The sequence below is a fragment of the Acidianus ambivalens genome, assembly GCF_009729015.1.
GTDB lineage: Archaea > Thermoproteota > Thermoprotei_A > Sulfolobales > Sulfolobaceae > Acidianus > Acidianus ambivalens.
This window is the reverse complement of record NZ_CP045482.1, coordinates 439,023-462,413: the sequence shown is the minus strand read 5'-3', so window position 1 is coordinate 462,413 and position 23,391 is coordinate 439,023. Positions and strand designations below refer to the sequence as shown.

The 23,391-nt window shown below is 35.5% G+C and carries 34 protein-coding genes and 2 pseudogenes; 16 read left to right on the top strand and 20 right to left on the bottom strand.

What is annotated here, in order from left to right; translation table 11 throughout:
* Positions 1-10 precede the first annotated feature (10 nt).
* From D1866_RS13885 to D1866_RS02760, 6 genes are all read left to right on the top strand, one after another.
* On the top strand, positions 11-235 hold the full coding sequence (locus D1866_RS13885) for a capsid protein VP2 (RefSeq protein WP_476691488.1): 225 nt from the start codon (positions 11-13) through the stop codon (positions 233-235).
* Between the two features lie 33 nt (positions 236-268).
* Positions 269-517, top strand: coding sequence for a DUF5493 family protein (locus tag D1866_RS02780; RefSeq protein WP_152943234.1), 249 nt, complete (start codon positions 269-271; stop codon positions 515-517).
* Between the two features lie 289 nt (positions 518-806).
* Positions 807-1,655 carry a B277 family protein gene (locus D1866_RS02775; RefSeq protein ID WP_152943232.1) on the top strand — a complete coding sequence of 283 codons (849 nt, stop codon included), beginning with the start codon at positions 807-809 and terminating at the stop codon, positions 1,653-1,655.
* Complete coding sequence (locus D1866_RS02770) at positions 1,656-1,934, top strand: hypothetical protein (RefSeq protein ID WP_152943230.1); 279 nt, start codon at positions 1,656-1,658, stop codon at positions 1,932-1,934.
* Positions 1,927-2,406, top strand: a complete 480-nt coding sequence (locus tag D1866_RS02765; RefSeq protein WP_152943229.1) for a hypothetical protein — start codon at positions 1,927-1,929, stop codon at positions 2,404-2,406. The genes D1866_RS02770 and D1866_RS02765 overlap by 8 nt, the downstream gene beginning before the upstream one ends.
* A 1-nt stretch (position 2,407) precedes the next feature.
* The gene (locus D1866_RS02760; protein ID WP_152943227.1) at positions 2,408-3,091 is read left to right on the top strand and encodes a hypothetical protein; all 684 of its coding nucleotides are present in this window, start codon (positions 2,408-2,410) and stop codon (positions 3,089-3,091) included.
* Positions 3,092-3,123: 32 nt separating this feature from the next.
* On the opposite strand, the gene D1866_RS02755 is transcribed toward D1866_RS02760, so the two are convergent.
* Both D1866_RS02755 and D1866_RS02750 read right to left on the bottom strand, forming a co-directional pair.
* Positions 3,124-4,017, bottom strand: coding sequence for an integrase (locus D1866_RS02755; RefSeq protein WP_231136364.1), 894 nt, complete (start codon positions 4,015-4,017; stop codon positions 3,124-3,126).
* Positions 4,018-4,289: 272 nt separating this feature from the next.
* Positions 4,290-4,562 (bottom strand): hypothetical protein, encoded by a 273-nt coding sequence (locus tag D1866_RS02750; protein ID WP_152943225.1) that lies wholly within the window; start codon positions 4,560-4,562, stop codon positions 4,290-4,292.
* A gap of 62 nt (positions 4,563-4,624) precedes the next feature.
* Between D1866_RS02750 and D1866_RS02745 the strand changes: the two genes are divergently transcribed.
* Both D1866_RS02745 and D1866_RS13595 read left to right on the top strand, forming a co-directional pair.
* A complete protein-coding gene (locus tag D1866_RS02745; protein ID WP_152943222.1) occupies positions 4,625-4,909 on the top strand; it encodes a hypothetical protein in 285 nt (94 codons plus the stop codon).
* Between the two features lie 214 nt (positions 4,910-5,123).
* On the top strand, positions 5,124-5,324 hold the full coding sequence (locus D1866_RS13595) for a MarR family transcriptional regulator (RefSeq protein WP_155861209.1): 201 nt from the start codon (positions 5,124-5,126) through the stop codon (positions 5,322-5,324).
* Between the two features lie 150 nt (positions 5,325-5,474).
* On the opposite strand, the gene D1866_RS02735 is transcribed toward D1866_RS13595, so the two are convergent.
* From D1866_RS02735 to D1866_RS02720, 4 genes are all read right to left on the bottom strand, one after another.
* Positions 5,475-5,714 (bottom strand): nucleotidyltransferase domain-containing protein, encoded by a 240-nt coding sequence (locus tag D1866_RS02735; RefSeq protein WP_231136363.1) that lies wholly within the window; start codon positions 5,712-5,714, stop codon positions 5,475-5,477.
* 111 nt (positions 5,715-5,825) lie between these two features.
* Entirely contained in the window at positions 5,826-5,975 is a 150-nt protein-coding gene (locus tag D1866_RS02730; RefSeq protein ID WP_196773468.1) for a HEPN domain-containing protein, read from the bottom strand.
* 155 nt (positions 5,976-6,130) lie between these two features.
* Entirely contained in the window at positions 6,131-6,337 is a 207-nt protein-coding gene (locus D1866_RS13220) for a HEPN domain-containing protein (RefSeq protein ID WP_231136437.1), read from the bottom strand.
* Positions 6,338-6,392: 55 nt separating this feature from the next.
* Entirely contained in the window at positions 6,393-7,649 is a 1,257-nt protein-coding gene (locus tag D1866_RS02720) for a GTP-binding protein (protein WP_152943219.1), read from the bottom strand.
* A 92-nt stretch (positions 7,650-7,741) separates the two neighbouring features.
* Here D1866_RS02720 and D1866_RS02715 point away from each other — a divergent pair, with 92 nt between their 5' ends.
* Positions 7,742-8,914 (top strand): GTP-binding protein, encoded by a 1,173-nt coding sequence (locus D1866_RS02715; RefSeq protein ID WP_155861026.1) that lies wholly within the window; start codon positions 7,742-7,744, stop codon positions 8,912-8,914.
* A 32-nt stretch (positions 8,915-8,946) separates the two neighbouring features.
* Positions 8,947-9,537, top strand: a complete 591-nt coding sequence (locus tag D1866_RS02710; RefSeq protein WP_152941295.1) for a hypothetical protein — start codon at positions 8,947-8,949, stop codon at positions 9,535-9,537.
* On the opposite strand, the gene D1866_RS02705 is transcribed toward D1866_RS02710, so the two are convergent.
* Positions 9,524-9,886: a HEPN domain-containing protein gene (locus tag D1866_RS02705; RefSeq protein WP_152941293.1), complete on the bottom strand. Its 363-nt coding sequence runs from the start codon at positions 9,884-9,886 to the stop codon at positions 9,524-9,526. The two genes, D1866_RS02710 and D1866_RS02705, sit on opposite strands and share 14 nt — an antisense overlap.
* Positions 9,887-9,995: 109 nt before the next feature.
* On the opposite strand from D1866_RS02705, the gene D1866_RS13215 reads away from it, so the two are divergent.
* The 4 genes and pseudogenes from D1866_RS13215 to D1866_RS02685 all read left to right on the top strand — a co-directional run bounded on the left by D1866_RS13215 (position 9,996) and on the right by D1866_RS02685 (position 12,222).
* On the top strand, positions 9,996-10,157 hold the full coding sequence (locus tag D1866_RS13215) for a hypothetical protein (RefSeq protein ID WP_231136362.1): 162 nt from the start codon (positions 9,996-9,998) through the stop codon (positions 10,155-10,157).
* A 159-nt stretch (positions 10,158-10,316) separates the two neighbouring features.
* A pseudogene (locus tag D1866_RS02695) lies at positions 10,317-11,132 on the top strand (alkaline phosphatase family protein); the annotation flags it as partial.
* Between the two features lie 2 nt (positions 11,133-11,134).
* Complete coding sequence (locus D1866_RS02690; protein ID WP_152941291.1) at positions 11,135-11,662, top strand: hypothetical protein; 528 nt, start codon at positions 11,135-11,137, stop codon at positions 11,660-11,662.
* A complete protein-coding gene (locus D1866_RS02685; protein ID WP_196773467.1) occupies positions 11,659-12,222 on the top strand; it encodes a hypothetical protein in 564 nt (187 codons plus the stop codon). The genes D1866_RS02690 and D1866_RS02685 overlap by 4 nt, the downstream gene beginning before the upstream one ends.
* Positions 12,223-12,233: 11 nt before the next feature.
* Here D1866_RS02685 and D1866_RS02680 read toward each other — a convergent pair whose 3' ends face one another.
* The 3 genes from D1866_RS02680 to D1866_RS02670 all read right to left on the bottom strand — a co-directional run bounded on the left by D1866_RS02680 (position 12,234) and on the right by D1866_RS02670 (position 15,523).
* Entirely contained in the window at positions 12,234-12,995 is a 762-nt protein-coding gene (locus D1866_RS02680) for a hypothetical protein (RefSeq protein ID WP_152941287.1), read from the bottom strand.
* 39 nt (positions 12,996-13,034) lie between these two features.
* A complete protein-coding gene (locus D1866_RS02675) occupies positions 13,035-13,358 on the bottom strand; it encodes a hypothetical protein (protein WP_152941285.1) in 324 nt (107 codons plus the stop codon).
* Positions 13,359-13,705: 347 nt separating this feature from the next.
* Positions 13,706-15,523, bottom strand: a complete 1,818-nt coding sequence (locus D1866_RS02670) for a cation:proton antiporter (protein ID WP_155861025.1) — start codon at positions 15,521-15,523, stop codon at positions 13,706-13,708.
* A gap of 186 nt (positions 15,524-15,709) precedes the next feature.
* Here D1866_RS02670 and D1866_RS02665 point away from each other — a divergent pair, with 186 nt between their 5' ends.
* Positions 15,710-16,633 carry a DUF973 family protein gene (locus tag D1866_RS02665; protein WP_152941283.1) on the top strand — a complete coding sequence of 308 codons (924 nt, stop codon included), beginning with the start codon at positions 15,710-15,712 and terminating at the stop codon, positions 16,631-16,633.
* A gap of 36 nt (positions 16,634-16,669) precedes the next feature.
* Complete coding sequence (locus D1866_RS02660; RefSeq protein ID WP_152941281.1) at positions 16,670-17,554, top strand: LysO family transporter; 885 nt, start codon at positions 16,670-16,672, stop codon at positions 17,552-17,554.
* Between the two features lie 323 nt (positions 17,555-17,877).
* Here the strand turns inward: D1866_RS02660 and D1866_RS02655 are convergent, their stop codons facing one another.
* From D1866_RS02655 to D1866_RS02610, 10 genes and pseudogenes are all read right to left on the bottom strand, one after another.
* Complete coding sequence (locus D1866_RS02655; RefSeq protein ID WP_152941279.1) at positions 17,878-18,246, bottom strand: HEPN domain-containing protein; 369 nt, start codon at positions 18,244-18,246, stop codon at positions 17,878-17,880.
* An 87-nt stretch (positions 18,247-18,333) separates the two neighbouring features.
* A complete protein-coding gene (locus D1866_RS02650; protein ID WP_152941277.1) occupies positions 18,334-18,777 on the bottom strand; it encodes a nucleotidyltransferase domain-containing protein in 444 nt (147 codons plus the stop codon).
* Positions 18,740-19,162 (bottom strand): annotated as a pseudogene (locus D1866_RS02645) (HEPN domain-containing protein). Before D1866_RS02645 ends, D1866_RS02650 begins: the two are co-directional and overlap by 38 nt.
* Positions 19,163-19,730: 568 nt before the next feature.
* Complete coding sequence (locus D1866_RS02640) at positions 19,731-20,174, bottom strand: type II toxin-antitoxin system VapC family toxin (RefSeq protein WP_152941275.1); 444 nt, start codon at positions 20,172-20,174, stop codon at positions 19,731-19,733.
* On the bottom strand, positions 20,174-20,431 hold the full coding sequence (locus D1866_RS02635) for a hypothetical protein (protein ID WP_231136360.1): 258 nt from the start codon (positions 20,429-20,431) through the stop codon (positions 20,174-20,176). The genes D1866_RS02640 and D1866_RS02635 overlap by 1 nt, the downstream gene beginning before the upstream one ends.
* An 11-nt stretch (positions 20,432-20,442) precedes the next feature.
* Positions 20,443-20,820 (bottom strand): helix-turn-helix domain-containing protein, encoded by a 378-nt coding sequence (locus D1866_RS02630; RefSeq protein WP_152941273.1) that lies wholly within the window; start codon positions 20,818-20,820, stop codon positions 20,443-20,445.
* Positions 20,817-21,191, bottom strand: coding sequence for a hypothetical protein (locus tag D1866_RS02625; protein WP_152941271.1), 375 nt, complete (start codon positions 21,189-21,191; stop codon positions 20,817-20,819). Before D1866_RS02625 ends, D1866_RS02630 begins: the two co-directional genes overlap by 4 nt.
* 129 nt (positions 21,192-21,320) lie before the next feature.
* Positions 21,321-21,689 (bottom strand): PIN domain-containing protein, encoded by a 369-nt coding sequence (locus tag D1866_RS02620; protein ID WP_013776319.1) that lies wholly within the window; start codon positions 21,687-21,689, stop codon positions 21,321-21,323.
* Positions 21,673-21,912 carry an AbrB/MazE/SpoVT family DNA-binding domain-containing protein gene (locus D1866_RS02615; RefSeq protein WP_152941269.1) on the bottom strand — a complete coding sequence of 80 codons (240 nt, stop codon included), beginning with the start codon at positions 21,910-21,912 and terminating at the stop codon, positions 21,673-21,675. The genes D1866_RS02620 and D1866_RS02615 overlap by 17 nt, the downstream gene beginning before the upstream one ends.
* Before the next feature lie 163 nt (positions 21,913-22,075).
* Positions 22,076-23,224, bottom strand: a complete 1,149-nt coding sequence (locus tag D1866_RS02610; RefSeq protein WP_152941266.1) for an RNA-guided endonuclease TnpB family protein — start codon at positions 23,222-23,224, stop codon at positions 22,076-22,078.
* Positions 23,225-23,391 lie beyond the last annotated feature (167 nt).

Below are 23,391 nucleotides of genomic sequence, written 5' to 3'. Positions count from 1 at the left end.
GGGGGTATCCATGTCAAAGTGGATACAGAAGGCAATCAAACGGAAAGGAAGGGTGCACAAATATCTAGAGCGACTGTATGGAAAGCGGGCGTTTACCAAGGACGGCGATATAAAGGTCGAGTACCTAAATAAAGCCATAAAGCATGTAAAGAGGGCGAAACTAAGCAAGGAAGAGAAGAGGTCGTTATTATCGGCGTTATATTTAGCCAAACGGTTGAAACGTATGCACAAGTAGGCCCTTTTTAAAGTCACATTCTTTTTTCATCTTATGAGTGCGTTAGGGGACGTAATCTATATATTAGGTATTCTAATCCCTCTTCTAGGTTTGGTCGTAAGAAACTACCTAATCGATTTGTTAGGATTTATTATGGGCACAATGGGCTTTCTTGTATTCGTGCAAAACTATACGGACATAACATTTTCAGCGTCAAACTTCTATCTCGCTCTTCTGCCACTCGCGTTCGGACTCATGGACTTTGCCTTCTTCTTCAACTGGCTCAAGGAGGAATATGTGTGATGAGGTGGAAAGAAAATGGTCTTAGTCCCAAACACTTACGGCGTAATTGTTCTAGGTTTCGATTTAATTATGCTCATTACTGTTTTGCTGTTCAGAAAAGCAAAGCCCAAATCAAGGAGTTCAACGCTCAGCCACAGTTCCACAAGGCTCATGGGATATTACTTAGTGGTTTCGTCGGTCGTCATTATCGCTATCTCTCATTTAATGATCTATTTTCACAGTTACGTATGTTATTACGTGGGTCTGACCCTTGATAGTTTCATGTTCTACTTAGGAATGGTGATGGTGCATGGCTAACGGGGACGGAAAGTTAGTTTCGGTTTGGGAAGAAGAGCTGAAGAAAGCCCAATCTTTAGAAGAGCTAAAGCAAAAGTATGAGGAGGCAGTAAAGCAGATAGCAGACGGGAAAGATCTCAGGAAGCTCTACAAGGTCTATCAGAAGAGGGAATTTGAGCTCAAAAAGGCACAGTTTGAGCAACTTAAACAAGAGCTGTCTCAGAAGAAGAAGAAGTTTAAGAAGCAGAAAGTTGATGTTCAGGTAAAGGTCGTCAAAAAATGGATTAACTCACGGCTGTTTACGGCTGAACATTACATTGCAATGCTGCAGCAGAGTAAAGATGGTCTGCAGCTGCTATTTCTAAGGAGGGCAAAACTAGTCGAAAACCAAGGCTATCTTATGTTGGAGGTAAAGAAACTAAAGAAGACGTGGGTGTTGAATGGTGAACCTCTTCTTCTCGAAAGGAGTAAATTCCCCCTAGGGAAAAAGTTCGTGGCGGTCTGGTTTACTTTACCTGACTTTCCTTACACTTTAGACTTGACTGTGGACGAGAAGATTAAGCAACTGACGCTCAAGACGCTGAATGCCCCGCAAATACTACATTCATTGATAAAAACGAAATTCTTTGAGGCCCTTGCAAGAGTAGGATCAGGGCCCGACTTGTTGATGTTGATTGTCGGTGCGGTGATGGGGATTGGCATAGGGTTAGGAATAGGCTTTGGAATAGCTAACGCAAACCTTAGCCATATCTTGGCTCAGCATGTGACAAACAGTACTGTGACACACATACCAACTACTACATCAACGACAACTACAACTCCTAGTTTCACGATTCCATCAAATAGTTCAAAGGTGAGCTGAATGGTTGACCATAAAAAGGGAATAGAGAAATTCCTTCAAAAGCGTTTACACAATAGTTTTATCGACGTCATTTTCTTGGAAAATGACGACCTATGCCCCCCTGCGGATTATTTACAATGTGACCCAAAAATAATGCATTACGTAGGGTATATTCTTGGGACTGACCGCGTACAGATACCTTTTATTGCCGAAGTATGGCCTGACGATACAGTTCATATTTATCTGAACCCACAGAGGAACTTCTATTTAGCACATTTGGTAGGTGATTTAGATGCCTAACAAGAAGAACGGATCATCTGAGTTGGAACAGCTGAAGAAGGAAAATGAAGAACTGAAGAAGAAGTTAGCAGAGTTAGAAGCATTAATGAATAATGAACCGGCTGAGGAGGAAGATGAAGAAAAGCCTCCAGAAATCGAAAATCCTTACACGGTCACAAACCGGGCCATAAGTGAACTTGTCAACCCAAAAGATACGATGTTCTACTTATCGGGGTCACAGATCTCATTAATCCTTACGGCGTATGAGTTTGCTAATCTTCCTAGTTACTTTGGTGAGGAGCCCGTCGTTGAGCTTGCAGAGTTTGCCCATAAACTGAAGCATTACTTAGTTAGTAAGGGTGGTAGAGGAAGGAGGGATATACTCAGAGTGTTAAGAGTGTCAAGTGGCCAAGTCAGAGAGAATGTGAATAAGAGCCTGTTTAAACAACTACTCCATGGCGGGAAAGATAGCGATATGGAGGAGGAGGATTAGAATGGCTGAGCTTTTGTGGTTAGCACAAAAGATAGTTGAGGCATATCACAATATGGGTTTCATCTCTGCAGTTATTTTTGGCCCACAAGGCACTGGCAAGACCACTTACGCATTTAAGGTCGCAAGGGATGTGGAATTCGCCCTTAGAGGATTACAAACAAAAGATGAAGCATGGAAATATGTAAAGTACTTTTTCGAGTTGCCAGACGCGTTGGCATACTTGGAAGAAATAACTGAAAGGGATGAAAGAATTCCTTATATAATATTTGATGATGCGTCGATTTGGCTCAGTAAGTACTACTGGTATAAGGATTACATGAAGATGTTTTATGCTTATTACGCACTCATCAGGACTAGAGTTTCTGCGGTATTGTTTACAACGCCCGCCCCGGACGATATCGCCTATTTTCTGAGAGAGAAGGGGTGGTACCAGATAAAGATAACATGGAAAAACAAGAAAAAGAAAATCGCTGTAGCACAGCTATACGAAAAAGAATTCGCACGAGACACCCGTGGCGAATTTACAACAAAATCTGCTCACAAAGCAATAGATTATTTCAAAGTGGAGCTTCCAAATGACTTCTATGCGGAATATCTGAAGAAGAGAAAAGAGAAAGAATTAGATCTGTTATCGCAAATCCAAGTTTCACTCAGGAAAATGCAAGAGGAAAAAAACGTTGTTTGAGGGTGGAAAACGGGGTTGGGGTCAGTGTCTGTTCATTCCTTGTATACGTTTGTATACAACCACTCCATATACTTCTTATACTCCTTTTTTGCCAAAGTGAGTAAGTCCAGGTAATGCTTTGTCAAAACCTCACTAGGAGTCCTTCCTTGAATGAAGTTTACTATTTCTGATGGAATACCTAACTCTAAGGCTTTAGTGGCAAAGAATTTTCTGATATACTTAGGTGGCACAATGTCATGCCGTTTGACAAAACTGGAAACCTGATCTTTTGTAATTCTTACTTGTTGTAACTGCGTAACGTGGAATAAGTAGAAGCTCTTTTTCTGCCCCCTAGTCCAGTTGAGAATATATATGCTGAAACCTTCTTCCTTAATTTCGTTTTTCTCGTCATAATTATTAATCACTTTGAGGGCTTCAGATTCCCTTGAACCGCTTTCCAGTAAAAGCCGGTATAATAAATATAAGGAATAATTAGACTTTACAACTTCAAGCGTCCTCTTAACTTCTTCCAATGTGGGGACTCGTAAATCAGGTTTCGTCTTTTTCGGCTTAAGGTTTTCGGGCGGGTCTCTGTTTAAGACTAAGCGATAGAAATTCCTCCATGCTTTGATACAGTTATTCGATTCTTTTCTTCCCTGCTTTACACAGTTGACATATTCTTTTATTGTCCTATCCGCAATTTTTTTCTGTCTAAGTGCAAATTCGAATTTGAGCAAATCACTCGCGGAAATTTCAGAGTTGTTAGAAGGCGTTAGATCAAAGCCATTCATTCTAACTTCATTCAATTCAACGTTATTGGAATTGGGGGTTTTAGGGGGGTACCCCCTAAAACCGGCCTGCAGAGCCGGTTGTCGCAGGTTCGAGTCCTGCCGGGGGCTTACATTTATGTTGGTTTGAAAGAATTTCTCTATAAATGCAATGACCACGTTGGTAACATATGAGGAAAAAATTAGTAAACGCTTATATTTGACGTTTTCAAAAATCTACATATGGCTGTACTAGATGTGAGCAAATTAACAAAAGAGCAAAGAATTAAGTTGTTAGAGAGATGTACTAAATGCAGAGTTGAAGGAGATTAATGAGAAACTGGATAAAGTATTGGAAATTCTAAATGAGACTTTGAATTAATTCCTCAGTTTAGTGAAGAAAAATCTTAAACAAAAAGCTTATCTCTTCTTTTTTTACTCTATTTTCATTCTTATTTAGGATTTAACTCATTAACTTCCTTCTTTATTTCCTCCGGCAACATGTTGTAAACGTTCTTCATTTCCTCCCAATTTAAGAGGTGGTACCACTTAGCCTTTTTAGCCTTTATTAAAAGATAATCCCCGTCGTTTAACTCCAATTCCTTAGCCTTCTCCATAGGAATAGTTATCCTATAAGTAACGTACTCCTTACCGTTTTTCTTACTTTTAGTTACGGAAACCTTGCTTACGAAAACTACTTCCTTCTCTACCTGTTTACTTTCCATAGTTATCATTTTCTGATAAAGACTTAAAAATCTTGTTATGAATAAAATGATTCTGGCAGAAAATGGCTAAATGCAGTATCGAGACACTTAACGCAATATTAGTAGCTGTTTTCGACGCTACCAATGGTTCATTATCTGCACACGTCCCATTAGAAGCAGTATTGAGGAGGTTTCCAGGACATTTAAGAGGAGATGTAAGGAGGTGCATTAAAGAACTGATCAAAAGGGGGCTATTGACGTTACACCCTACCAGAGGTTCTAGTACTTATCAGCCGACTCAGAGAGGGTTAGAATGTGCAACTGAATTAATTAAAGGAGAAATTTCCTCAATAGAAGAATGTTACTAATTCTGAATAATTTTTGTATGTTTTGATACAAAAATATCATATATCTAGGTCAAGTTAATTAGTTTTTAATTCTGTCTTGATCCCGCTTTTTTACTTAAAAGAGCTTACTCTCACGGTAAGGGAAAGAGTATTACTACTTTAGTAAACCTGCAGGAAGGAACAACAAAGCTAACTTTTAGTACGTGATAAGTTACTTACTAATTTAGTAAAGCTAATTAACGTTAAATTACATTATTTAACGTATGAAAGAACTGTCGCAAAAACAAAAATACTCCTTGTATTAGCAAAGAGGGGTTTATTAACTTTAGAAGACCTGGAAAGATGTACAAAAATTCCACGCGCTTCGATTCTAAAGAATTTGTCAGAATTGAAGAAGGAAGGTAAAATAACAAGGGGTACTGTATATACATTGTAGATATAGAATAAAGTTTATATGAATCTTAGAGCAAAAATTAAAATATCTATATCAGCAGGTGATGCAAACTAATTAATTTAAAATGGTACAGATCAAATGATAAAAACTGACAAATCAAGAGAGTATTCAACTTTCTAGATTTCGGAGAAGTCAGTCCAATTTCTTTGCTTCTTTCTTCATTTCCTCAATATATAATGACTGAGGATTTTCCCACTCCTCAGTGGTAAAAGTAAAATAATCTATTTTAGCCCTCCTATATTTACTTAACTTCTCCATTCTATCTATATACCTCATACCTTTAAAATCGTCTGATATAATTACTAAATCAATATCGCTTGTAGCTAGATAATCTCCTCTGGCTCCGGAACCTACTACATAAACTTCTTTCACATTGATTTCCTTTTTACGTCTTCTATAAACAACTTGACCCTTCTGAGCATCTCTTCTTGGCTTTTTATTGCAGATAACGCTTTACCCACTCTATTACCCTCTCCGCTCTTTTTATTCGGCGCCTTCCTTAGAATATAACCTAGCTGGTACAGCATTTGCGGCATCTGGATATCTCGCAATAGTATAATGAACTGTTAACTTATCGACATCCTGCCTAATTTCGTCTCCTCTTATCCCAGATTCTCTTTGAATTTCATTCAAATTTCACTAAATCATGAGTTCTTATTGTGTTTATCCGTGACGTAACTTATCCTTACTTCTAATTCTGCCACGGTCACCCCTCTCAAGGGATCATACACAGTCACCCTTGGGGCTAGTCGAGGAAACACCACTATCCTCCCATCCGTTTTTCACTTTCATCCTCGTGAGCAGAGCTCGTCATCAGTTTGGAGCTCATCAATAGACTTCGATAATACAATATAAACATATCGTAAGCAAAACGAAGTTATTAAAAATAACGAATAGTTACGTAAAAGAGTTATTTTCTTACCAAAATTAATGAGTAAAGCTTTTAACGCTTTTTCTGCAGATTTTTGAGCCCAAAAAGCTGAAGCATTAGCCAGTAGAGAAAGTATCCTTAGCCGTATCTTCTAAGGCTTGTTGAAACCACTTTTAGCTTCATAAAATGAATGCTCCCCAGATTTTGTTATTCTCTTCATAAGTTATTCCGGTGTTCCTTATTTCTCCGAAGACAGATATCTTATCAACTCTATCCTCTATTTTTACCTTCAGCCTTAATTTCTTGCTTTCCTCGGAAATTACGTCTTCAACCTTTAATGCAGTCCTATAACCGTTAATCGTAGTGTAAAACTTAGTTCCCTTCTGTATTTTAGATGGAGGATTATAATACTGCTCATCTTTTAACTCAAACTCCTCCTGTATTCTCTTTATTGTATCCCTAAGGTCTAGGAGAGTTATTTCGCCATTGCTAAAGTATTCAAAATTGCCTAAAACTTCTCCACCCTTGAAGTTTAAGGGGAAGTTGTCCCTTTCAAACCTTATTGCAATATAAGACGTTGGATCTGCAGCGTAAATCTTTTGCCCGAATTCCTCAATTTGTATTACTTTTTGCTCACCGTAAGGAGTATTTAACACGTCGTTCTTCTGTATTTTTCCAGACATTACCCTACCTGCAAGAACTTTAATATTCTCAGTAGGATTCATTACGTCTCTAGCGTGAAAGACTGTCTTTGACGAGTTTATTCTAGTTTGAACAGTGCTTTCCAGGTTCTTTAATAGTTCCTCGTATTGACCTTCAGCTTGAATATCATTTATTCCTTTAACTATTATGGAAGAAGTGTAGTAGTAAAACCTTGCGTCAGTCATTCCTAGGATTTTGCCTATCCTATCAAGGTCGCTCTTAACTTGACTAACGTATTTATCATAATCCTTTTCCATGTCTATCTTAGTTATTATGACGTGGAATTCTGGCGTTCTGCCAAAGGCTTTTCTAACTAGGTAAGTAGTAATTAAATGAGTGAGCATTGTATTCTTAAGGTAAGCCTTCTCCTTTATTTCATCAACCGGAATTGCGAAAAGCGTTGTATCGCTCTCAACTGTTGAAAGGTGAGCCTGGTAAGTGTACCTATTATGACCTCCTATATCTATAGCTATTAATTGGAGGTCTCCTATGGTTATATTAACTGCGTGAGATTTGGAAGTCATTTGTCTAATTGTTTCGTCGCTGGTTATTTGTATGAGGTTTGCCAAATATTCTTGCACCGGGACTTTATACTGCTTATTATATATTTGGAATAATCTGGTCTTTTGAGCTATGTAGTCCTTGTTAGTTGAATATTTCCAAAGTAAATACCCTAAGAGAGTTGATTTACCGGAGTTAACGCTTCCCTCAATGTTGATGATAATCTTCTTCATAAAAAAATGAATGGAATATAATAATATAAATGTATTCTGTAATGATGTAAAAAGATAGTAAGTAATAAAAGGTAAACATTGGAGTATTCGTTATGTATTTAATTTCATTGCTTGGCAACGGAGACACCGGTAAAACAACATCATTCGCAAAATTCCTACTAAAGAACAATTACTTCCTAGAACACCAAGAAGAAGCAATAAAAAATGCCAAGTTTGACGCAGAAATAAACGGAAAACCAGAAGACTACTACCAATTCCTCCTCTACATATCACCACAAGAGAAGATAGAGGAAAGAACAATCTACACAGCACAAAAAATAATGGCATACCACCAAGGAAAATTCCTCCCCTTCAGAACAATATCCTACCTAAAATTCACAGGAGAAAAATACGAAAGAGTAATCGTAGAATCACCATACAAAGACGGCTTCGCAAAAGGCTACATCACTTTCTCCCTACAAGACATAGGAGGACAATTCGACCTCTTTGACAAACAAATAAACGGACTAAGAATCTCAGACGCAGTAATATACTTCGCAGACGACAAAACAACACAAAAAGACGCAGAAAACCACGCAAAAATGATCTCAGCCTTCAAACTACCAACATTCGTAGTCATAAACAAAGAAGACATACTAAAAGAAAAAGCAATCGACAAACTAAACATGATACTCACCACCTTCAAAGAACACAAAATAAACGTAATAGACAAAATAATAACATCAGCCCTATACAAAGAAGAAGAAATAGTAAAATTCATAGAAAACGCAATAAAATGGACAATACAAAAAGAAATAAGAATATACGACAAAAACGTATTCGGAGTAATAAGAAACGTAAACAGAAGCATAGCGACAATGAGAGCTTACACTTCGCTTTCCATGCCGAAAAATTCTCAACAATATCTTTATACTCAGAGGAAGAAAAGATTCTTCCCTAATAAGGTTAAAAGCGTGGAATTTGCTCTTAAGGAAACAAGAATGATTCACAAGGGCGAACTTGTAGGAGTTGCTTTCTCCGAGAATCCTTTGCCTTCAGTCGTATTTAAGGAAGAAGAGCACATAAGAAATCCAATAACTAACATCCACTTGGAGAGACCTTTACAAGAAGGAGAAATCCTATTCTCTTCGTTTATACATTCAATAAAAGGTGAAAAGTACGGTAACTTAATCCTTAATGAAGGAATAGGAGTTAACGAACTTTTCGTTATAGATACAATAAATCAAACCATTAAGGAAATTTACGACCTAACGGAATTCTTCTAAAATTTTTAAGGATTAAAAAAAGATGATTAATTATGAAAGTTTTGATAACTTATGGTAAAGATTTTCCTGCCCTAAAATTTGATAAAAAGGTTATTATAAAGCCTGGAGAAGAGTATAGAGCCTTTGATTTCTCCATCATTAAGGATTTTGATCAAGTTTATACTTACGTTGATAGTCCTGCTTACGCTTTTGCCACGTCACTACTTTATTCTAAGGATTATTTCATTGTTAAAAATCCTTACACTATGCCAACAAAAATACCTAGGGTACAAGTAAAGGAAATAAAAGACGAATTAGAAACCACTAAGGAAAAGACGGTCATAATAGCAGGAAAAGACCTGGTAAAGTCTGTAGTTGAGATCTACGGTGGAAGGAAAATAGATGAAAAGGAACCAGAAATGAATTTACTAAAAATGAAGAAGTACGAAGGTTACGCAATAATATTTACTCCAACTACCCCATCAGTAATTTTAGATACATTAAACGTTGCCGATAAATATAATGTTGAGGTATTTCTTGTTGCACCAGTTATTGACACTACAAAGGAAGGCAGAATAACTTGCTATTTAATGGATAAGGAAATTAATAATATAAACGCCATAAAGTTCCTTAAGTTACATTAAGTTTTACGAAGAGATCTTTAACTTTCTCATTTAACTCTTTAATTTCATCTTCGTTAATCTCAATTGGAGTAGAATAACAGTCGTGAATCCTAATTGCGTCAAGTAATTCCGAAAATTCACTCTCGACATCTATTTTCAGTTTCTTTTTCAAAAGCCTAAATAATCCAGCAAAATCCAGATACCATGGAATTTCTACTCCGGAATCTAGAAGCTTGGCAACTAGAACTAAATACACTGCCCTAGAAAATAATATTGCGGAGATGTCATAATATCCTCCTTTCATGTTATAAACCGCAGCCTCTAGAAAATTTTTTGCTCTAGAATACAAATTAGCCGTAAATTCTTGCATAAAGTAAAAATAGGATGAAGGTATTTATTCCTTTCTAGTTTTTCAAACTTTAACGAGAGATATATATTTGAGAATATCAACTTAAAAACTTCAAATGTAATATAAACATATGAAGATTGTGATTTTAGGTGGAGGATTTGCAGGATTATCTGCATTAAAAACTCACGATTCTATAATGATAGATAATAAAGATTACTTCGTATTAACTCACAAGCTCATTGACGTGGTAAAAAACTGGCGATCCTGGCATTGCAAAAATTCCATATCCTAAAGTTCTCAAAGCTACTGTTAAGTCAATTGATTTTAGGAAGAAAGTAGTAATAACTACTGCAGGAGAAATAGCGTATGATAAGTTAATTATATCCTTAGGTTATTCGCAGAAACTTATTGAGGGTGCAACAAAGTTCGAAAACATAGAGGACGCTTTCTTACCGCATTTCAAGAATATTTGCAAAATAATTCATTACCTGCAGTTAGTTGGGTTATGCTAATCAACGGATATGACGATAGATACGATATGCATCCTCCTTATAACGTAACTGTTGGGGCTGTAGAAATTTCTCAGATAATTAATGAGGTAATGAGAAGCCCGGAGTGGAACTCTACCGTCATTTTCATAACATTTGATGAAGGCGGAGGATATTTTGACCAAATAGTTCCTCCAGCAATAAACCACTATGGACTTGGCCAAAGGATTCCTCTTTTGATTATTTCGCCCTATGTAAAAGAGGCGTGGATAGATAATTATACACTGAGCGGATATACCTTGTTAGGATTTATTGATTATAATTGGCATTTACCCTGGTTAACAAAATGCGTAGAAAATAGTGACGTTCAAGGGCTATTATGTGCCTTCAATTTCTCGAGAGATAGACCCCCCATAATACTTTGCCCAAATAACTGGACTTATCCTATACCTTTACAATATCCTGTGTATTACGGTTACATTGCTGTAGTTCATCCTCTGCCTGGCTATGCGTCGGTTTATCCAGAACCAGCAATTCAAATCCTCCTACCGTTGGATTTAATAGGCTTTGCATTATTTTTCGCATCATTTAAGAAAAGAAATCTTACGCTCTACGCTTTGCTTTCCCTGCTAGTGAGTCTTGGAATTTCAGGTTACGTTTATTCAACCAATAGTATATATAGCTTTGTTACTGACTATTTCGTCTACTCGTCTCTAATAGGTTTCCTAATATCTTCTGTGCTAGCGTTAAAGAGATATAAGAATGTGCTAAGGAGGTAAAAATGGACGAGGTAGCTTTTTTAGCTTCTTTCCTACCTTGCAGTTTTGAAGGCTTTGAAATGTCTCTTTTTTCTTATATTGCATCTTCAAATAATAGGAAGATGGGGAATTTAGGAACCTTAGCTGGAGTGCTCTTAGTACTTTCTCTCATTTATTTAACTTACATTTTTCTCCCCGTGTTAATTACGGATACTAGTGAGTACATAATAAGGATGTCCTTAGGTTTTCTCTTAATAGGAATGGCTACGCTGTTCTTTTTCAGAGATTATCCAGAACCTAGAGGAGCATTTTTAACTGCTGCACTAGGAATAACTGCTGAAGGGATAGAAGTCGACATATTTACTGTAAGTTCTTGGATAATGACCGGAGATTATACCTGGGCTTTAATAGGCGGTATTCTAGGCTTTATATGGAGTTTAATTGCTTTCAGTATAATTTCAGTAAAATTTCCTAAGAGGATAATGAAGAATGTGGCAGTAGGCTTACTTTACACAGTAGGTTTTATTATATTAACCAGCGGGCTAATATGATGGAAAGAATAATTTCCATTATATTTCATCCTTCAATATCAACATTCCTAGGCTTTCTCATTATATTTCTAGCAAGATGTAGAAATCTACTGGATTTTATAGATATAATTTTCTTCTTTTCAATTCTACCTTTCTTGATAACACTAGTTATGCGGAAACTAGGAAAGATTTCCGATTTATTTATAAGCAGGAGGGAAGAAAGAGGAAGAGTAATCGTTCTAGTGCTACTAGGTTATATAATAGGTAGTGTATTCTTATATTATTTCAATTTCTCACCTATCTTCTTTTACCTCAGCATAGCTTACATTGTCAATACATTAGTAATATTATCCATCTCGCTCAAGTATAAAATAAGCATACACGTAGCAACAATCACGGCAATTTCAACAGCATTAATAATGATTCTGGGAATAAAGTTCATTTTCTTTTACTTGTTTTCGATAATTGTAGGTATAGCAAGAGTTAAAATTAAAGCCCATACTATTGATCAAGTTTTGTCTGCGTTTATAATATCAATTATGGTGACTTTTATACAATTAAAAATATATTTAGGAGAATAAAGAGAAATCTCTTAGCTTATTATATTTATTTCCTCAGAATACACGTAGTGAACTCCTTCATAGCAGTAATAGAACCTTATAGTGTAAGTCCCTGCAGATATTGTTCCGTTTATGTAAAAGCAATAAGTCCCAGTACCTTGTTCAACGTATACTCCTATCGCTGAAGTAGAGACTTTAGGCTTATAGTAAACAGTATAATTATGACCGTTAATGCAAATCTCATAAACACAAATATGACCTCCTAGAGGAGTAGTAGCAGTTATCGTGAAGTTAAGTTGCGTTAATCCATTTACTACACCTTCTTTTGCAGTATTTTCTACAGAGAATTGAGGAGTAGAAGTTGTTGTTACTGTTTCCGCAGTTGTAGTGTAATTACCTATGCTGGTTACAAATGTCACTTCATAAGTACCAGGCTTTATTTCAAAACTGTTAGGAGTTACGTTGGTTGGTGCAGTGAAGTTCTTTGGATAAATGTATAAAGAAACGTTGTAAACTCCAGACTTATCGATATAGTAAACTGGACATAATGTATAGCCCTTAGGATGGTAAAATATGTAATAAGTAGTACCGTTTAGTATTGCTTCATAGAAGTAGATATATCCAACCGGTATACTTGCGTTAACTTCGGTCGTTAAAACGTAAAGTCCACTAACATTAAGTATTTCAGCTTGAACATTTTTCAACTGTGGTTTAGGTGCAACTCCAAAGCTTATGGTAATAGTACATTTACCTTGTTGAGAAATAAAAGTAGCCTCGTAGGTGCTTTTTGGCAAGTTTGCTGGCGGAGAATATGTAGTATTCGAAGTTGATAATTATATTTCGTAAGTATGAGTCCCATTATGGTACCAAACAACCTGGCCATCGTTACTTTCTTTATAAAAGGCATAATATGTTGTACCATTAAGTATGACCTCATACAAGTTATCGTGGCAATTTCCAGGAATACCAGAAGCTTCTATCGTAGCCTTAATAATATAATTCTTGCATACGCATAATAGCTCTGCACTTATTACTTTGAACTTACTTGGCCCAGTTTGTATGGTTGAAGAAAAATGATAACCCATAGCGACTATTGCCAATAGTATTCCTATTACTATGATTAGTCCTATAATTCCTTCGAGTCTTATGTACTCCATATGCTCAATTTTTTAACAGTATATTTAAACTTTAACTATATATTTTTAAAAGGTTTTTATAATCTAAATATATCACTATAAAATATAGAGACAATAACGTTCAATTAATTACAAAGTGAAATTAACACTGTTAAACTTTACTTGTAGTTGAATTAGTTATTATAATATTAAACGCCAATTTAACTTTGCGTTCTCCTATAGAGTTTACTGATTGATATACCAGTAAATCTACTACGATAATAGGAAACTCTAAATTTTGGGCTATATTCTTTTCTAAAAGTTCCAGGAAAACAGACTAGGGAATTATTACCATGATATTTTGATAAAATGTCAAATTTTTCGGTCAATTACTTTACCCTTATATGGATTATGCCCAATATTTTCTCTTTTTCTTTATTATTGTCACTCTCTTTTTTGTACCTTTGTATTGCAATACTTGTTATCTTAATAACTTTTTTATAACTGGGCTTTCTCCTAGAATACATTGAAAATTTTGATATTTTCTTAAAATCTCTCCTGCTAATATAGATAACGATAATAACTAACGAGACGAGTTGTATCGGGAAGCTTATAAGTGGCGGATCGTAAGCTAGTAGTGACGACATTTCTAAAAATAGATAAAATAATGAGGATAAAATAAGGAAGAATATACTTCCAATTCCTGCAAAATCTAAAATTCCTCTCCAAAATTCCTTAAAAGACCTGCTTTTAACTTTCTGTATTCTTATAAATATTTCACCCACTATGATATAATATATCCTCATAGATGATAATGAAAAATTATAAAGTAATAACGAAGCAATGACGGACTCTACTACAAAGATCGTGTAGAATAGAAAGCCTAAGTCTGAAGGAATAAAACTAGAAAGCCTATGAAAGAGAGGAAATATTGCAAAAGGCAGAAGTATGAGAACTATTAATCTAAGAGAAGCCCTAGTTATTTCAGATTTGCTAAACGGAGTTATTTGCCTTATAACTGTTCTGTTAAACCAAATTATAGCTGAATCTAACTGAGGTAAAATTCTTGATCTAGAATATATTTCACTAATAAATGTTGATATTTTTTGAATTCTCGGTACCAGAACCGTAGCGATTATGCTAGAGGCTATAACTACTGTAATGGAAATAAGATAGACAGTATAAACGTTAACTCCTTCCTCTAATGCGTCGAGTGTAACTATAATTCCAAATTCACTCAAGGGAATCATGTAAATTCCGTTTGTATAAGATTGAACAAAGTTAGTTCCGGTTAACCAAGAGGCTGTACTGAAGGAGAAATATTTTATACTGATTATAAGGAGAGAGACCACGAAGAATCCTATCAAACTTTCATTAATTTTCAAGAGCCCTCCCACTGCTAGAAAGAAGAAAATTAATGCGAATTCTCTCACTGGTGCAATGGTTTTTATCACTTTTTCGCTACCGCTAACGGAGGAAAAAGCTATTCCTGCTAATATCATTGTTAAAGTCGTTGGAACTCCAGTGATAGACGAAATATAAGAGAAGATAAAAACTAGTGCTATAGGTAAGAGAATAATTATGCTTTCGTCTTCTACTTTACTTGGAGAAAATAAAACTCTCTGGAAGAGAAACCTGGCAAATACGTAAAGTATCATGGACGCTACTACGACTTCAATAATTACAGTAGTTATTTTTATAAAGGAGAAATTACCACCTAATGCTACAATTACAGAGTAAATAAAGAATACTTCAATATCTTCTATTGAGGCTACAGCTATTAGTAAATCCTTATCTCTTATCGTTTTGCCTTCTGTAAGCTTGTAAATAATTGATGTACTAGTATCTATTGAAGCTAGGACTAGAAATGTTGAGCCTACTGAACCTAAATGAAGGATATAGAGCCCAGTATAATAAGAAATAATAAGAATAAGCGTTAGCTCTGCTAGGGCAACGAAAATCGCTCTAGTAAATAACTCTCTTGCTTTAGTTAAATCAAAGCCTGTACCTATTTCAAATGCTAAGAGGTTCAGCGCTAATGAGGTGATAAGGGAGAACTCTGGAGAATTGAAATTTACACCCAAATAAGTTGAAGCGAGAATTCCTCCAATGAGGTAAGCTATAATGGGAGAGAGTTTAAGCCTTGTTAAGATGAACGCAAGCACTAAAGATAGAAGTAAGGAAAGCCCTAGGGCTCCATAATCCACAGTTAGAATACTAGCTTTATAGTTAAAATAGGTTTTGGAAACTAGATGCTTTATAGCGAAATAGCACTAAACTTAGTTTCAATCTGATTCTAGATCTAGTGAGTTTAAGGTCCTAGAAAACAATAGAAACTATAGTACTTATTTGCAAAATATATTAATACAACTGAAGCAAAAACTAGAATTAGTATGATTAATCCTTACGCCGACGGTTTAAAAGAGTTAAAAAAAGGGTCTTTATACGAGATCTTAGCAAATATAATATCATTTATTGGTGCAATAATACTGCTTCTGTTACTTTTCACCTATTACGGGTTTATTATATCATCGCCTACTACAACTACTAGTATTAGCAATTTACAACTTAATTCCTCGCTAATAGGAATACTTGCAGCAGCAGTTATTATAGTAATTATAGGAGCAATCCTGAGCATTGTAGGCATAATAAAACTTAGGTCTGGATTTAATTTACTTAAGAATACGGGACTTGATGTAAGTATAGGAAGTACTGGCGCAACACTAATTCTTATTTCCTTAGGAATTCTAATAGTTGGAGTTGCCACAGTAATAGTAATAGTAGGTATATTTATCATAGTAATAGCGGCAATCTTAGAACTCATAGGCGGAATTATGCTAGGCTTAGGATTTTACAATTTAGGTAAAGGACTTAATAGTTCTACAATTGAAACTGCGGGTATATTAATAATAATAAGTGGAATAATAGATATACTGATTAGCGTAGGAGGAATTCTTGAGTTCATAGCCTTTATCCTAATTTACACTTCTATAAATGATATTCTCTCTAAAGGAATTCCTTATGTTCAGACCTTTAGTCAAATGCTGGGAGTAATAAAAGGCAACGGGTACGCATATCTAAATGTATATTCTCAGGTTGAAGGGACTATAATAAGCGCAAGAATTGAAGGAACTTCAATAAGCAGTACTTCCATTACGCCAAATAAATTGAGCGTAGGTAATAACTCAATTATAGTCAATTTCGGTAGTGTGCAAGGTTTAATTCCTTACTCCAACTATATTGTAAGCCTCATTGTACAAGATAATTCCGGAAGAACAATTTTAATCCCAGTAAATGTACAATATCAACCCTACTAGATAAACTTTTTAAAAGGTAATTGAGGTAGTTTTTGCATGTTCTTCACTCTTACTTTTATCTCACTTTACGTAGTTTCCCTCATACTTGGACGTAAAATTAATATTCCTCAGATTTTCTCTGATGGTATAGTCCTAATCCTAATTTTCACAATTTCCTTCTGGGGAGGTAATCTAATTTCTGCAGAATACGTTGGGAGTATCATTTTAGTTTCCTTCATATCTTCTTTGGTAATAGTCACGATTACTTACTTCTTGGGGTCATTTATAAATGAAAGAACTGAGGAGGGAAAGATAAAAGGGGTTGATATAAAAACTCAACTTAAGTACTTATTGCCATTAATAATAGGTTTCTTAGTAGGTCTCATAACTAGGTTCTATTCTCTTATAATAAGTGACAGCGTATTTGACGAGATAATAGATTGGGAATTATATGTCCTTGCAGTCATAATAGGCATAAGCATTGGTAAGGAGTTGAAGAAGGAATTAATGAAGAGAATAAGTAGGTTTGCCATATTCTCTGTAATTATAGCAATAATAGGGGGAATAATTTCGTCAGTAATACTATTTTTATTTCTCTCCATAAGACCTTTCAATTTAGCGTTGGCAATATCTTTGGGTTCAGGGTGGTATTCTTATACTGGGCCTATAGTTGCAAAGTATTATGGACCTATTTATGGCGTAATAGCGTTCCTAGTTAACTTCTTAAGAGAACAATTCACTTTCTCGCTATTACCTATTTTCCTTAGAATTAGGTCTACTCCTTTGGGGGCAGTAGCAGTTGGAGGGGCTACTTCTATGGACACTACTTTGGGATTTTACGTGGACGTTTTAGGTTATGAATACGGAGTAGGAGCAATGATAAATGGAGTAGTTCTGACTTTAATAGTACCTTTAATTTTACCCATTATTCTTTCCTTCTGAACACCTTAGGTTATATTTACTGCATAAATTCAAATCATCCCTTAAACCTACGCTCTTGACGTCCCATATAATGGGATTGTTTTTCCAAAGCCTTCTTAAATTCCTCCTCAGTTAAAGGAATGACTTCAAAACCTGGTGGAAAGTCTATCTTTTCTAGCCTTTTTATAGGATTTTCCTCCTTAAAGTCACCAATTATTAAAACATCAACGTCGCTCCAGGCGTTAAAGCCCCCCTTGCGTAAGAACCGATGAGAAATACAGAGAAAGAATCTTTGAGAGAATTTGCAAAACTCCTGGCTTTATTTATTACTCTTTCTCTTTCCTTTATTCTCCTTTTAATAATATCTTCTTCCATTCCTCTTCTATGAATTTTATAATATCTTCAGCATATTTAATTGCGTCTTCAGCCTCATTTTTTGTGTAATAAAAACTTGGAGAGCTTGAAGACCATGCATCTGGATATCTGGTTGGAATATAAAGCCTGTCAAGATACTTTGCCTTATCTATTATTTCTTGTGGATCCTTTAACAAGGAAAGCAAATATGAAATTGAATTTCCTGCTTTAGGTTGTCCTATACCGTAAAGATAAGCTTTAACTGCTAACTCTGCTACTTGCTGTGACTTAAAACAAGCCCAATTCCGACTTACTCCCAGCCCTGGAAGGGCGAGGCTTTCCGTCCCCTTAACACCCATTTTTTGTAAAATCCAGAATTAAGGTCTGCTCTAGCACTTTCTAACGTTTGCTTAGCTTAAACAATCCATCTTTCGTATTCCTCTTTATCATAGATCACCGAAACGCTTTCTGATAGTTTTTCCTACTATGAATTTCCCATAAGGTAGTTCGAGGACTGCATTATATTTTCTTACCTCCTCAGCAAAAGCATTTATCTTTTCGTATGCATGAATTTTATCATAAGTCACGCAATATGCTATACTTACGCCCATCATTAGAGTTCCTAGTGTTAAGTTTTCTTCAAATTGTTCCTCATCAAATACTGTAGTATCTAGTCTGATTCCCGTCTCTTTGAGGAAGGATAGTCTCTCCTTTGAGAAATCCCTATTCCATCCTTTTTTAATAATAACTAGGACATCCACGTCTGAATCCTTTCTATATTTTCCTATGACTCTACTGCCGAAAAATATTATAGCCAATACGTCATCTCTGATTAACTTTCGCGTTGCTATCCTAAATAATTCTATATTTTCTAAGGAAAGATTCAGCAATCTTTAACACCTCGTCTGAATATCTTATTCCTTCTCTGCACATTTCTTCAGTTATAATCTCTTCAGGAGTTTTTACGTCTTGGCCATTAAAGAAAGGATATCTAGATATATTCCACGCGCTAGATAAATAATCGAGGGCATTAAGTACTTTATCCAAATCTTCTCCCAACTCCTGAAGATTGTTAGATGCATCAGCAATAACGTCGTGTTCTTTCCTATATATTAACTTAACCTCTAGCATTGGTTTAACGCTCTTTTCTACTTATTGTTGAGCGTGAAAGAAGCATTCAGGATAATCCTTTATTTCTAAAGCTTTCTTGGCTCTCTCGTTATCTTTAACGCTATAGTAGGCCTTAGCGTATTCTCTGTACTTTTGAGGGATCACAAACTATGTTTTGTGTTATAAGTAATAAAATTGTAGATTTTACTCTTCCTAGTGTTTATATTCCTAGCAAGCTTTACTCATCTGAAGCTATATTTAAGAACAATTATGCTCTGGGAATACCTTAGGCTCGTATTACTTTCAACTCATGAGGAGATTGTATAAACCTATATTTCCTCTGAATTTTAGGCTTTTCTCATTCTCTACGTATAGACTTCATAATACAGGGTTTAGTTAACTTCCGGTTAACTCGACAAAATAAGGAGAGAAGAAAAAACGATTGAACTTAACGGTCAACATTTCACTTTACCTTTTTAGCGTGAAAAGACTCATAAGCTTTACTTCTATTGGATAAAGTATAAATGACAGAGAAGAAGAGATTAATCGAATATTATATAGTTGATCTAGGTTAAAAGGAGACTAATTATTTAATAAGCTATAAATGGAGTGTAATCCATTTATTCTCGTCTATTGCAAGATTTAACTCGTAATTTCGAATACTCTAGAGAGAAGAAGACGTACATTTATTAACATTATTGAATAAATTCGAAACCTCAAAATTTACTATGCACTATACTATCTTTGTAACGTTAATTATACTCTGCTTGTTAATTATGAAAGTAGATAGCCCATCAAAATCTCCGTCAAATGAGGCAAGGTAAGGAATTTTAAAATAATCAAGGATAGCTATAGTGCTAGCATCAGTAAAGCTCAATTTTCCTCTGTCGTTTAATTTCTCAAAATAGAGATAAGCTAATGCAAAAACCTTCTTATCAACTATCTTTATGTCCAACTTCTTTCTCATGTAGAGCTGAACTAGCTTAGTTATTACCTTTATTGCAAATTCTTTACTTACGTGATATGTTAGAAAAGTTGCTAACTCGTCTAAAATATAATCGCTTATAACTGCAGTACCGTAATTATTAATTCCCTTAATTATCTTGCACGCTTTCTCGTGATTATTGTCCAGCTTATTCAAATAAGCAATAAGAAATGAAGTATCAAGAAAAATCATTACTGCTTACCATACACTACCTCATCAACTTTCATGGATGAGTTCTTATCCATTTTTATTTGCAAGTCTTCTAATTCCTTGTCTATTCCTTCAGAGTTTATCTCTTCATGAGTATCTAATAGGTATTTAATAACGTCGTTCAGCGTAACTCTCTTCCCGGTCTTAGCTTGTAATTCTCCAGCGAGTTTTACTAGTCTCTCCTTCACGTCTTCTGATACTTTAATCACTACTGCCATATTTAATACTTGGTTTACCAAGTATATTTAGTTTACTCGTTTCTATTTAACTCTTGGAGAATTATAAGCTGTTCTAATAAGCTCTCATCCGATGAGCTGGAAGCTTTAAGGTAAAACTCGCCTTTAACGCTTTTTAAGATCTTTAGGATCTCTCTAATTTTATCTTCGCCTATACCATAGTATTCTATCCAAATGCCTTCTTCCATTAAGCTCTTTAATTGATTATTATAGGCTTTTTCTCCTTTATCGGTGGTAACGTACTTCCCTTCTTCCGTTTTTCTTATCAATCCTTCTTCAAGGAATTTATTTAGTGCCTTGTAAAGTCCTGCATCGCTTAAGCCAGTTAGCTCCTTTAGTTCCGTGAACGACTTTGGAGTTTTGCAATATTCCAAGATTTTCTCGCTCTTCAAAGCTCGTATTCCTCCTGATTGATTATTTCCATTGATTTTATTCTGCCAAATCCTTGTTCTTTTTTATTTAAGCTAAGCTTTGACCTCATGTGAATAATTTTCTTGCTTTTTAATTCTACTATAGTCTGCTCAATTTCCTCTTCTTTAGTGTCTTCAGTCTCATTCAGGATTTTTATCCTATTAGCGTATATTCTTATTACGTTACCTTTTTCATCAACGCTAACTCCAGTTGCAAACTCATTATTGCCTATAATGTGGGCATAATGAGACTCGTTGACTTTTATTTCTAATAACGAATATTTCCATCCATCATTCATTTTTATTTCTTTTACCAATTTTTGTGAAAAACCTTTTGGAGAGATCTGATTCATAGCTTTACTTAAGTAAAGTTTAGTAAATAAGCTTACTCACGCTAGTCGAACTCCTCTAACTAGACTACGCGTTTACCCGTGGCGTAACTTATCTTTGCTTTTAATCTAATTCCGCCATGAGTAAAACACTTATTTTCTCATCTTTATCTTCAATTTTTTATCAAACGTAAGTAATGGCAAATTTTGCCTTATAGCTACTGATAAAATTAAGAAATCGTTAAAATCATCATAACTTTTTATCTCGTCCTTTTTACCCAGAGCGTAAGAAATGTCTTCAACGCTATTCTCGATTATCTCTATTTTAGGATCGCTTAGAATTTCATTTAAAACGTTTAGATCTATGTTATGTTTAATCAGGAAATAAGCTATCTCGGTAATGGAAATAAGAGGTAAGTAAACCTTATCTAATTTTTCCCATTCTTTTATTGCTTCATCGTGATTAACGTGATCTTTAAACATTACTGCTATTATAAAATTAGTATCAACTACCGCTTCCAATTTTTTCTCCAGCCTCATTTATGGCTTCATTAATTTCCTTATCAGTTATTTTTTTACCTAACGTAAGATTAAGCGAAGCTATATTTCCAGCCTTTTTCCGTATAATTATCTTATCTCCTTCAACGTAAACCACTAGCTTATCACCTATCTTTATACCCAGTTTTTCTCTCACATTGTAGGGTATTGTAATTTGATAGTTTCTAGTTACCTTAACTTCTTCCATTAATTAGTAACTATTAATAGTAGAATATAAGAGTAATCTATCTTAGGTATACAATGAGACTAAATCTTTATAAAGAGAAGATTTTATTCTCCTATAATTCAAGAGAGAGCGAATTTCTTAGCTTCTCTCAAGCTGACTTCCTCCCCGCCAGCGAGGGTTCCCCTCATCGATTCGCTCTTACATCCCTCATTTGAGGGGCAGTCGAGAGGCTCAGAGACCCCCTCCCATTAAGATTAACTACAGCAATTACATCCCTATCATTCTCATAACCGCATGAACACCTAAACCAACGATGGGAAACCTCAACCATCCTTCTACCACATTTTGGGCATGAGATTGAAGAATAACTAGGATTAACAAACTCAACAATCATCCCACGCTTCTTAGCCTGCCAAACAATCCAATACTGCAAACGACGATACTGCATCAAGTAGAGTTTATCCCTAAACTCTCCCGGCAGTCTATCAATATTCTTGATGAGGTTCTTAAGACTCTCCAATTTAACAACATTAGCACCAAAATCTCTAGCAATTTCAACAACCCACTTCCCAACTTTCCTAGCAAAATCCTCCATGACCCTCTTAGCCTTTTGATGGAAAGAACGGACTCTATACAAGATCCTCTTATTCTCCCTCCACCTCCTTGGGTATTTCTTTTGCAGGTTTTCGGCTAACGACTTCCAGTGATGAACCTCTTCGAGACGAGTCGGAATCCTAACGTAGTTTCTGTCGTCCTTCCCAACTACTATGTCAGCCATGTTTATATCAACGGCAACACTCTCCTTTGGCTTAACCTTCTCCAACTGTTTCTCAAAAACTACTTTAAGGAAAGCCTTACCGTCCTTGATCACTAACCTAGACTCCTTCATTTTCCAGCTTAAGTACTCCTTGAGGTTTCTAGAATAACCCAGAATTTGAAGTTCTCCAACACTTGCAATCCTAACAGTCATTCTCTCGAAGTTCACGCTATAACTTGCCTTTGGTGTTAGCCAAACAGTGGGTTTGTACACTCTTGGAAACCTACCCTTTTTAGGATTATTATACCAACCCTTGTATATTGAAAGGGCATCCCTATAACAATCCTCAGCAACTTTAGACGGTAGATTATACTCCTCCCTTAACCTCGTGTATAACTCCTCGTGGACTTTCGAAAGTACTCCCTTCTCATTAGGGTTTGGAACATTTTCCTTTAACCAAAATAGGGTGAAACGGAGTGCTTTAACGTAGTTATTAACAAGGGCTAGGAGGGAATCAGATAGAGCGATCTTCATAGAAACAGTTGCTCTGATCGCTTTATTTCCCCTCCTAGCCATTAATGAAGTTTAAGAAAAAGAAATATTTAAACACGGGGCTATCCATCTGGCGAGGCTTTCCGCCCCCTTAACCCCCTTCTCTGTAACTATACTTGCTGAGATTAATATCCCGGTGTTGAATGCAAGGAGAAGGTCGATTATTGTTATGGTAAGACTATTTAATGCAA

Excerpts from the sequence above, each read along its gene's own strand:
- D1866_RS13885 (WP_476691488.1), top strand. The coding sequence starts at position 11 with ATGTCAAAGTGGATACAGAAGGCAATCAAACGGAAAGGAAGGGTGCAC.
- D1866_RS02780 (WP_152943234.1), top strand. The coding sequence starts at position 269 with ATGAGTGCGTTAGGGGACGTAATCTATATATTAGGTATTCTAATCCCT.
- D1866_RS02775 (WP_152943232.1), top strand. The coding sequence starts at position 807 with ATGGCTAACGGGGACGGAAAGTTAGTTTCGGTTTGGGAAGAAGAGCTG.
- D1866_RS02770 (WP_152943230.1), top strand. The coding sequence starts at position 1,656 with ATGGTTGACCATAAAAAGGGAATAGAGAAATTCCTTCAAAAGCGTTTA.
- D1866_RS02765 (WP_152943229.1), top strand. The coding sequence starts at position 1,927 with ATGCCTAACAAGAAGAACGGATCATCTGAGTTGGAACAGCTGAAGAAG.
- D1866_RS02760 (WP_152943227.1), top strand. The coding sequence starts at position 2,408 with ATGGCTGAGCTTTTGTGGTTAGCACAAAAGATAGTTGAGGCATATCAC.
- D1866_RS02750 (WP_152943225.1), bottom strand. The coding sequence starts at position 4,562 with ATGGAAAGTAAACAGGTAGAGAAGGAAGTAGTTTTCGTAAGCAAGGTT.
- D1866_RS02745 (WP_152943222.1), top strand. The coding sequence starts at position 4,625 with ATGGCTAAATGCAGTATCGAGACACTTAACGCAATATTAGTAGCTGTT.
- D1866_RS02720 (WP_152943219.1), bottom strand. The coding sequence starts at position 7,649 with ATGAAGAAGATTATCATCAACATTGAGGGAAGCGTTAACTCCGGTAAA.
- D1866_RS02715 (WP_155861026.1), top strand. The coding sequence starts at position 7,742 with ATGTATTTAATTTCATTGCTTGGCAACGGAGACACCGGTAAAACAACA.
- D1866_RS02710 (WP_152941295.1), top strand. The coding sequence starts at position 8,947 with ATGAAAGTTTTGATAACTTATGGTAAAGATTTTCCTGCCCTAAAATTT.
- D1866_RS02705 (WP_152941293.1), bottom strand. The coding sequence starts at position 9,886 with ATGCAAGAATTTACGGCTAATTTGTATTCTAGAGCAAAAAATTTTCTA.
- D1866_RS13215 (WP_231136362.1), top strand. The coding sequence starts at position 9,996 with ATGAAGATTGTGATTTTAGGTGGAGGATTTGCAGGATTATCTGCATTA.
- D1866_RS02690 (WP_152941291.1), top strand. The coding sequence starts at position 11,135 with ATGGACGAGGTAGCTTTTTTAGCTTCTTTCCTACCTTGCAGTTTTGAA.
- D1866_RS02685 (WP_196773467.1), top strand. The coding sequence starts at position 11,659 with ATGATGGAAAGAATAATTTCCATTATATTTCATCCTTCAATATCAACA.
- D1866_RS02675 (WP_152941285.1), bottom strand. The coding sequence starts at position 13,358 with ATGGAGTACATAAGACTCGAAGGAATTATAGGACTAATCATAGTAATA.
- D1866_RS02665 (WP_152941283.1), top strand. The coding sequence starts at position 15,710 with ATGATTAATCCTTACGCCGACGGTTTAAAAGAGTTAAAAAAAGGGTCT.
- D1866_RS02660 (WP_152941281.1), top strand. The coding sequence starts at position 16,670 with ATGTTCTTCACTCTTACTTTTATCTCACTTTACGTAGTTTCCCTCATA.
- D1866_RS02655 (WP_152941279.1), bottom strand. The coding sequence starts at position 18,246 with ATGGGTGTTAAGGGGACGGAAAGCCTCGCCCTTCCAGGGCTGGGAGTA.
- D1866_RS02640 (WP_152941275.1), bottom strand. The coding sequence starts at position 20,174 with ATGATTTTTCTTGATACTTCATTTCTTATTGCTTATTTGAATAAGCTG.
- D1866_RS02625 (WP_152941271.1), bottom strand. The coding sequence starts at position 21,191 with ATGAATCAGATCTCTCCAAAAGGTTTTTCACAAAAATTGGTAAAAGAA.
- D1866_RS02615 (WP_152941269.1), bottom strand. The coding sequence starts at position 21,912 with ATGGAAGAAGTTAAGGTAACTAGAAACTATCAAATTACAATACCCTAC.
- D1866_RS02610 (WP_152941266.1), bottom strand. The coding sequence starts at position 23,224 with ATGGCTAGGAGGGGAAATAAAGCGATCAGAGCAACTGTTTCTATGAAG.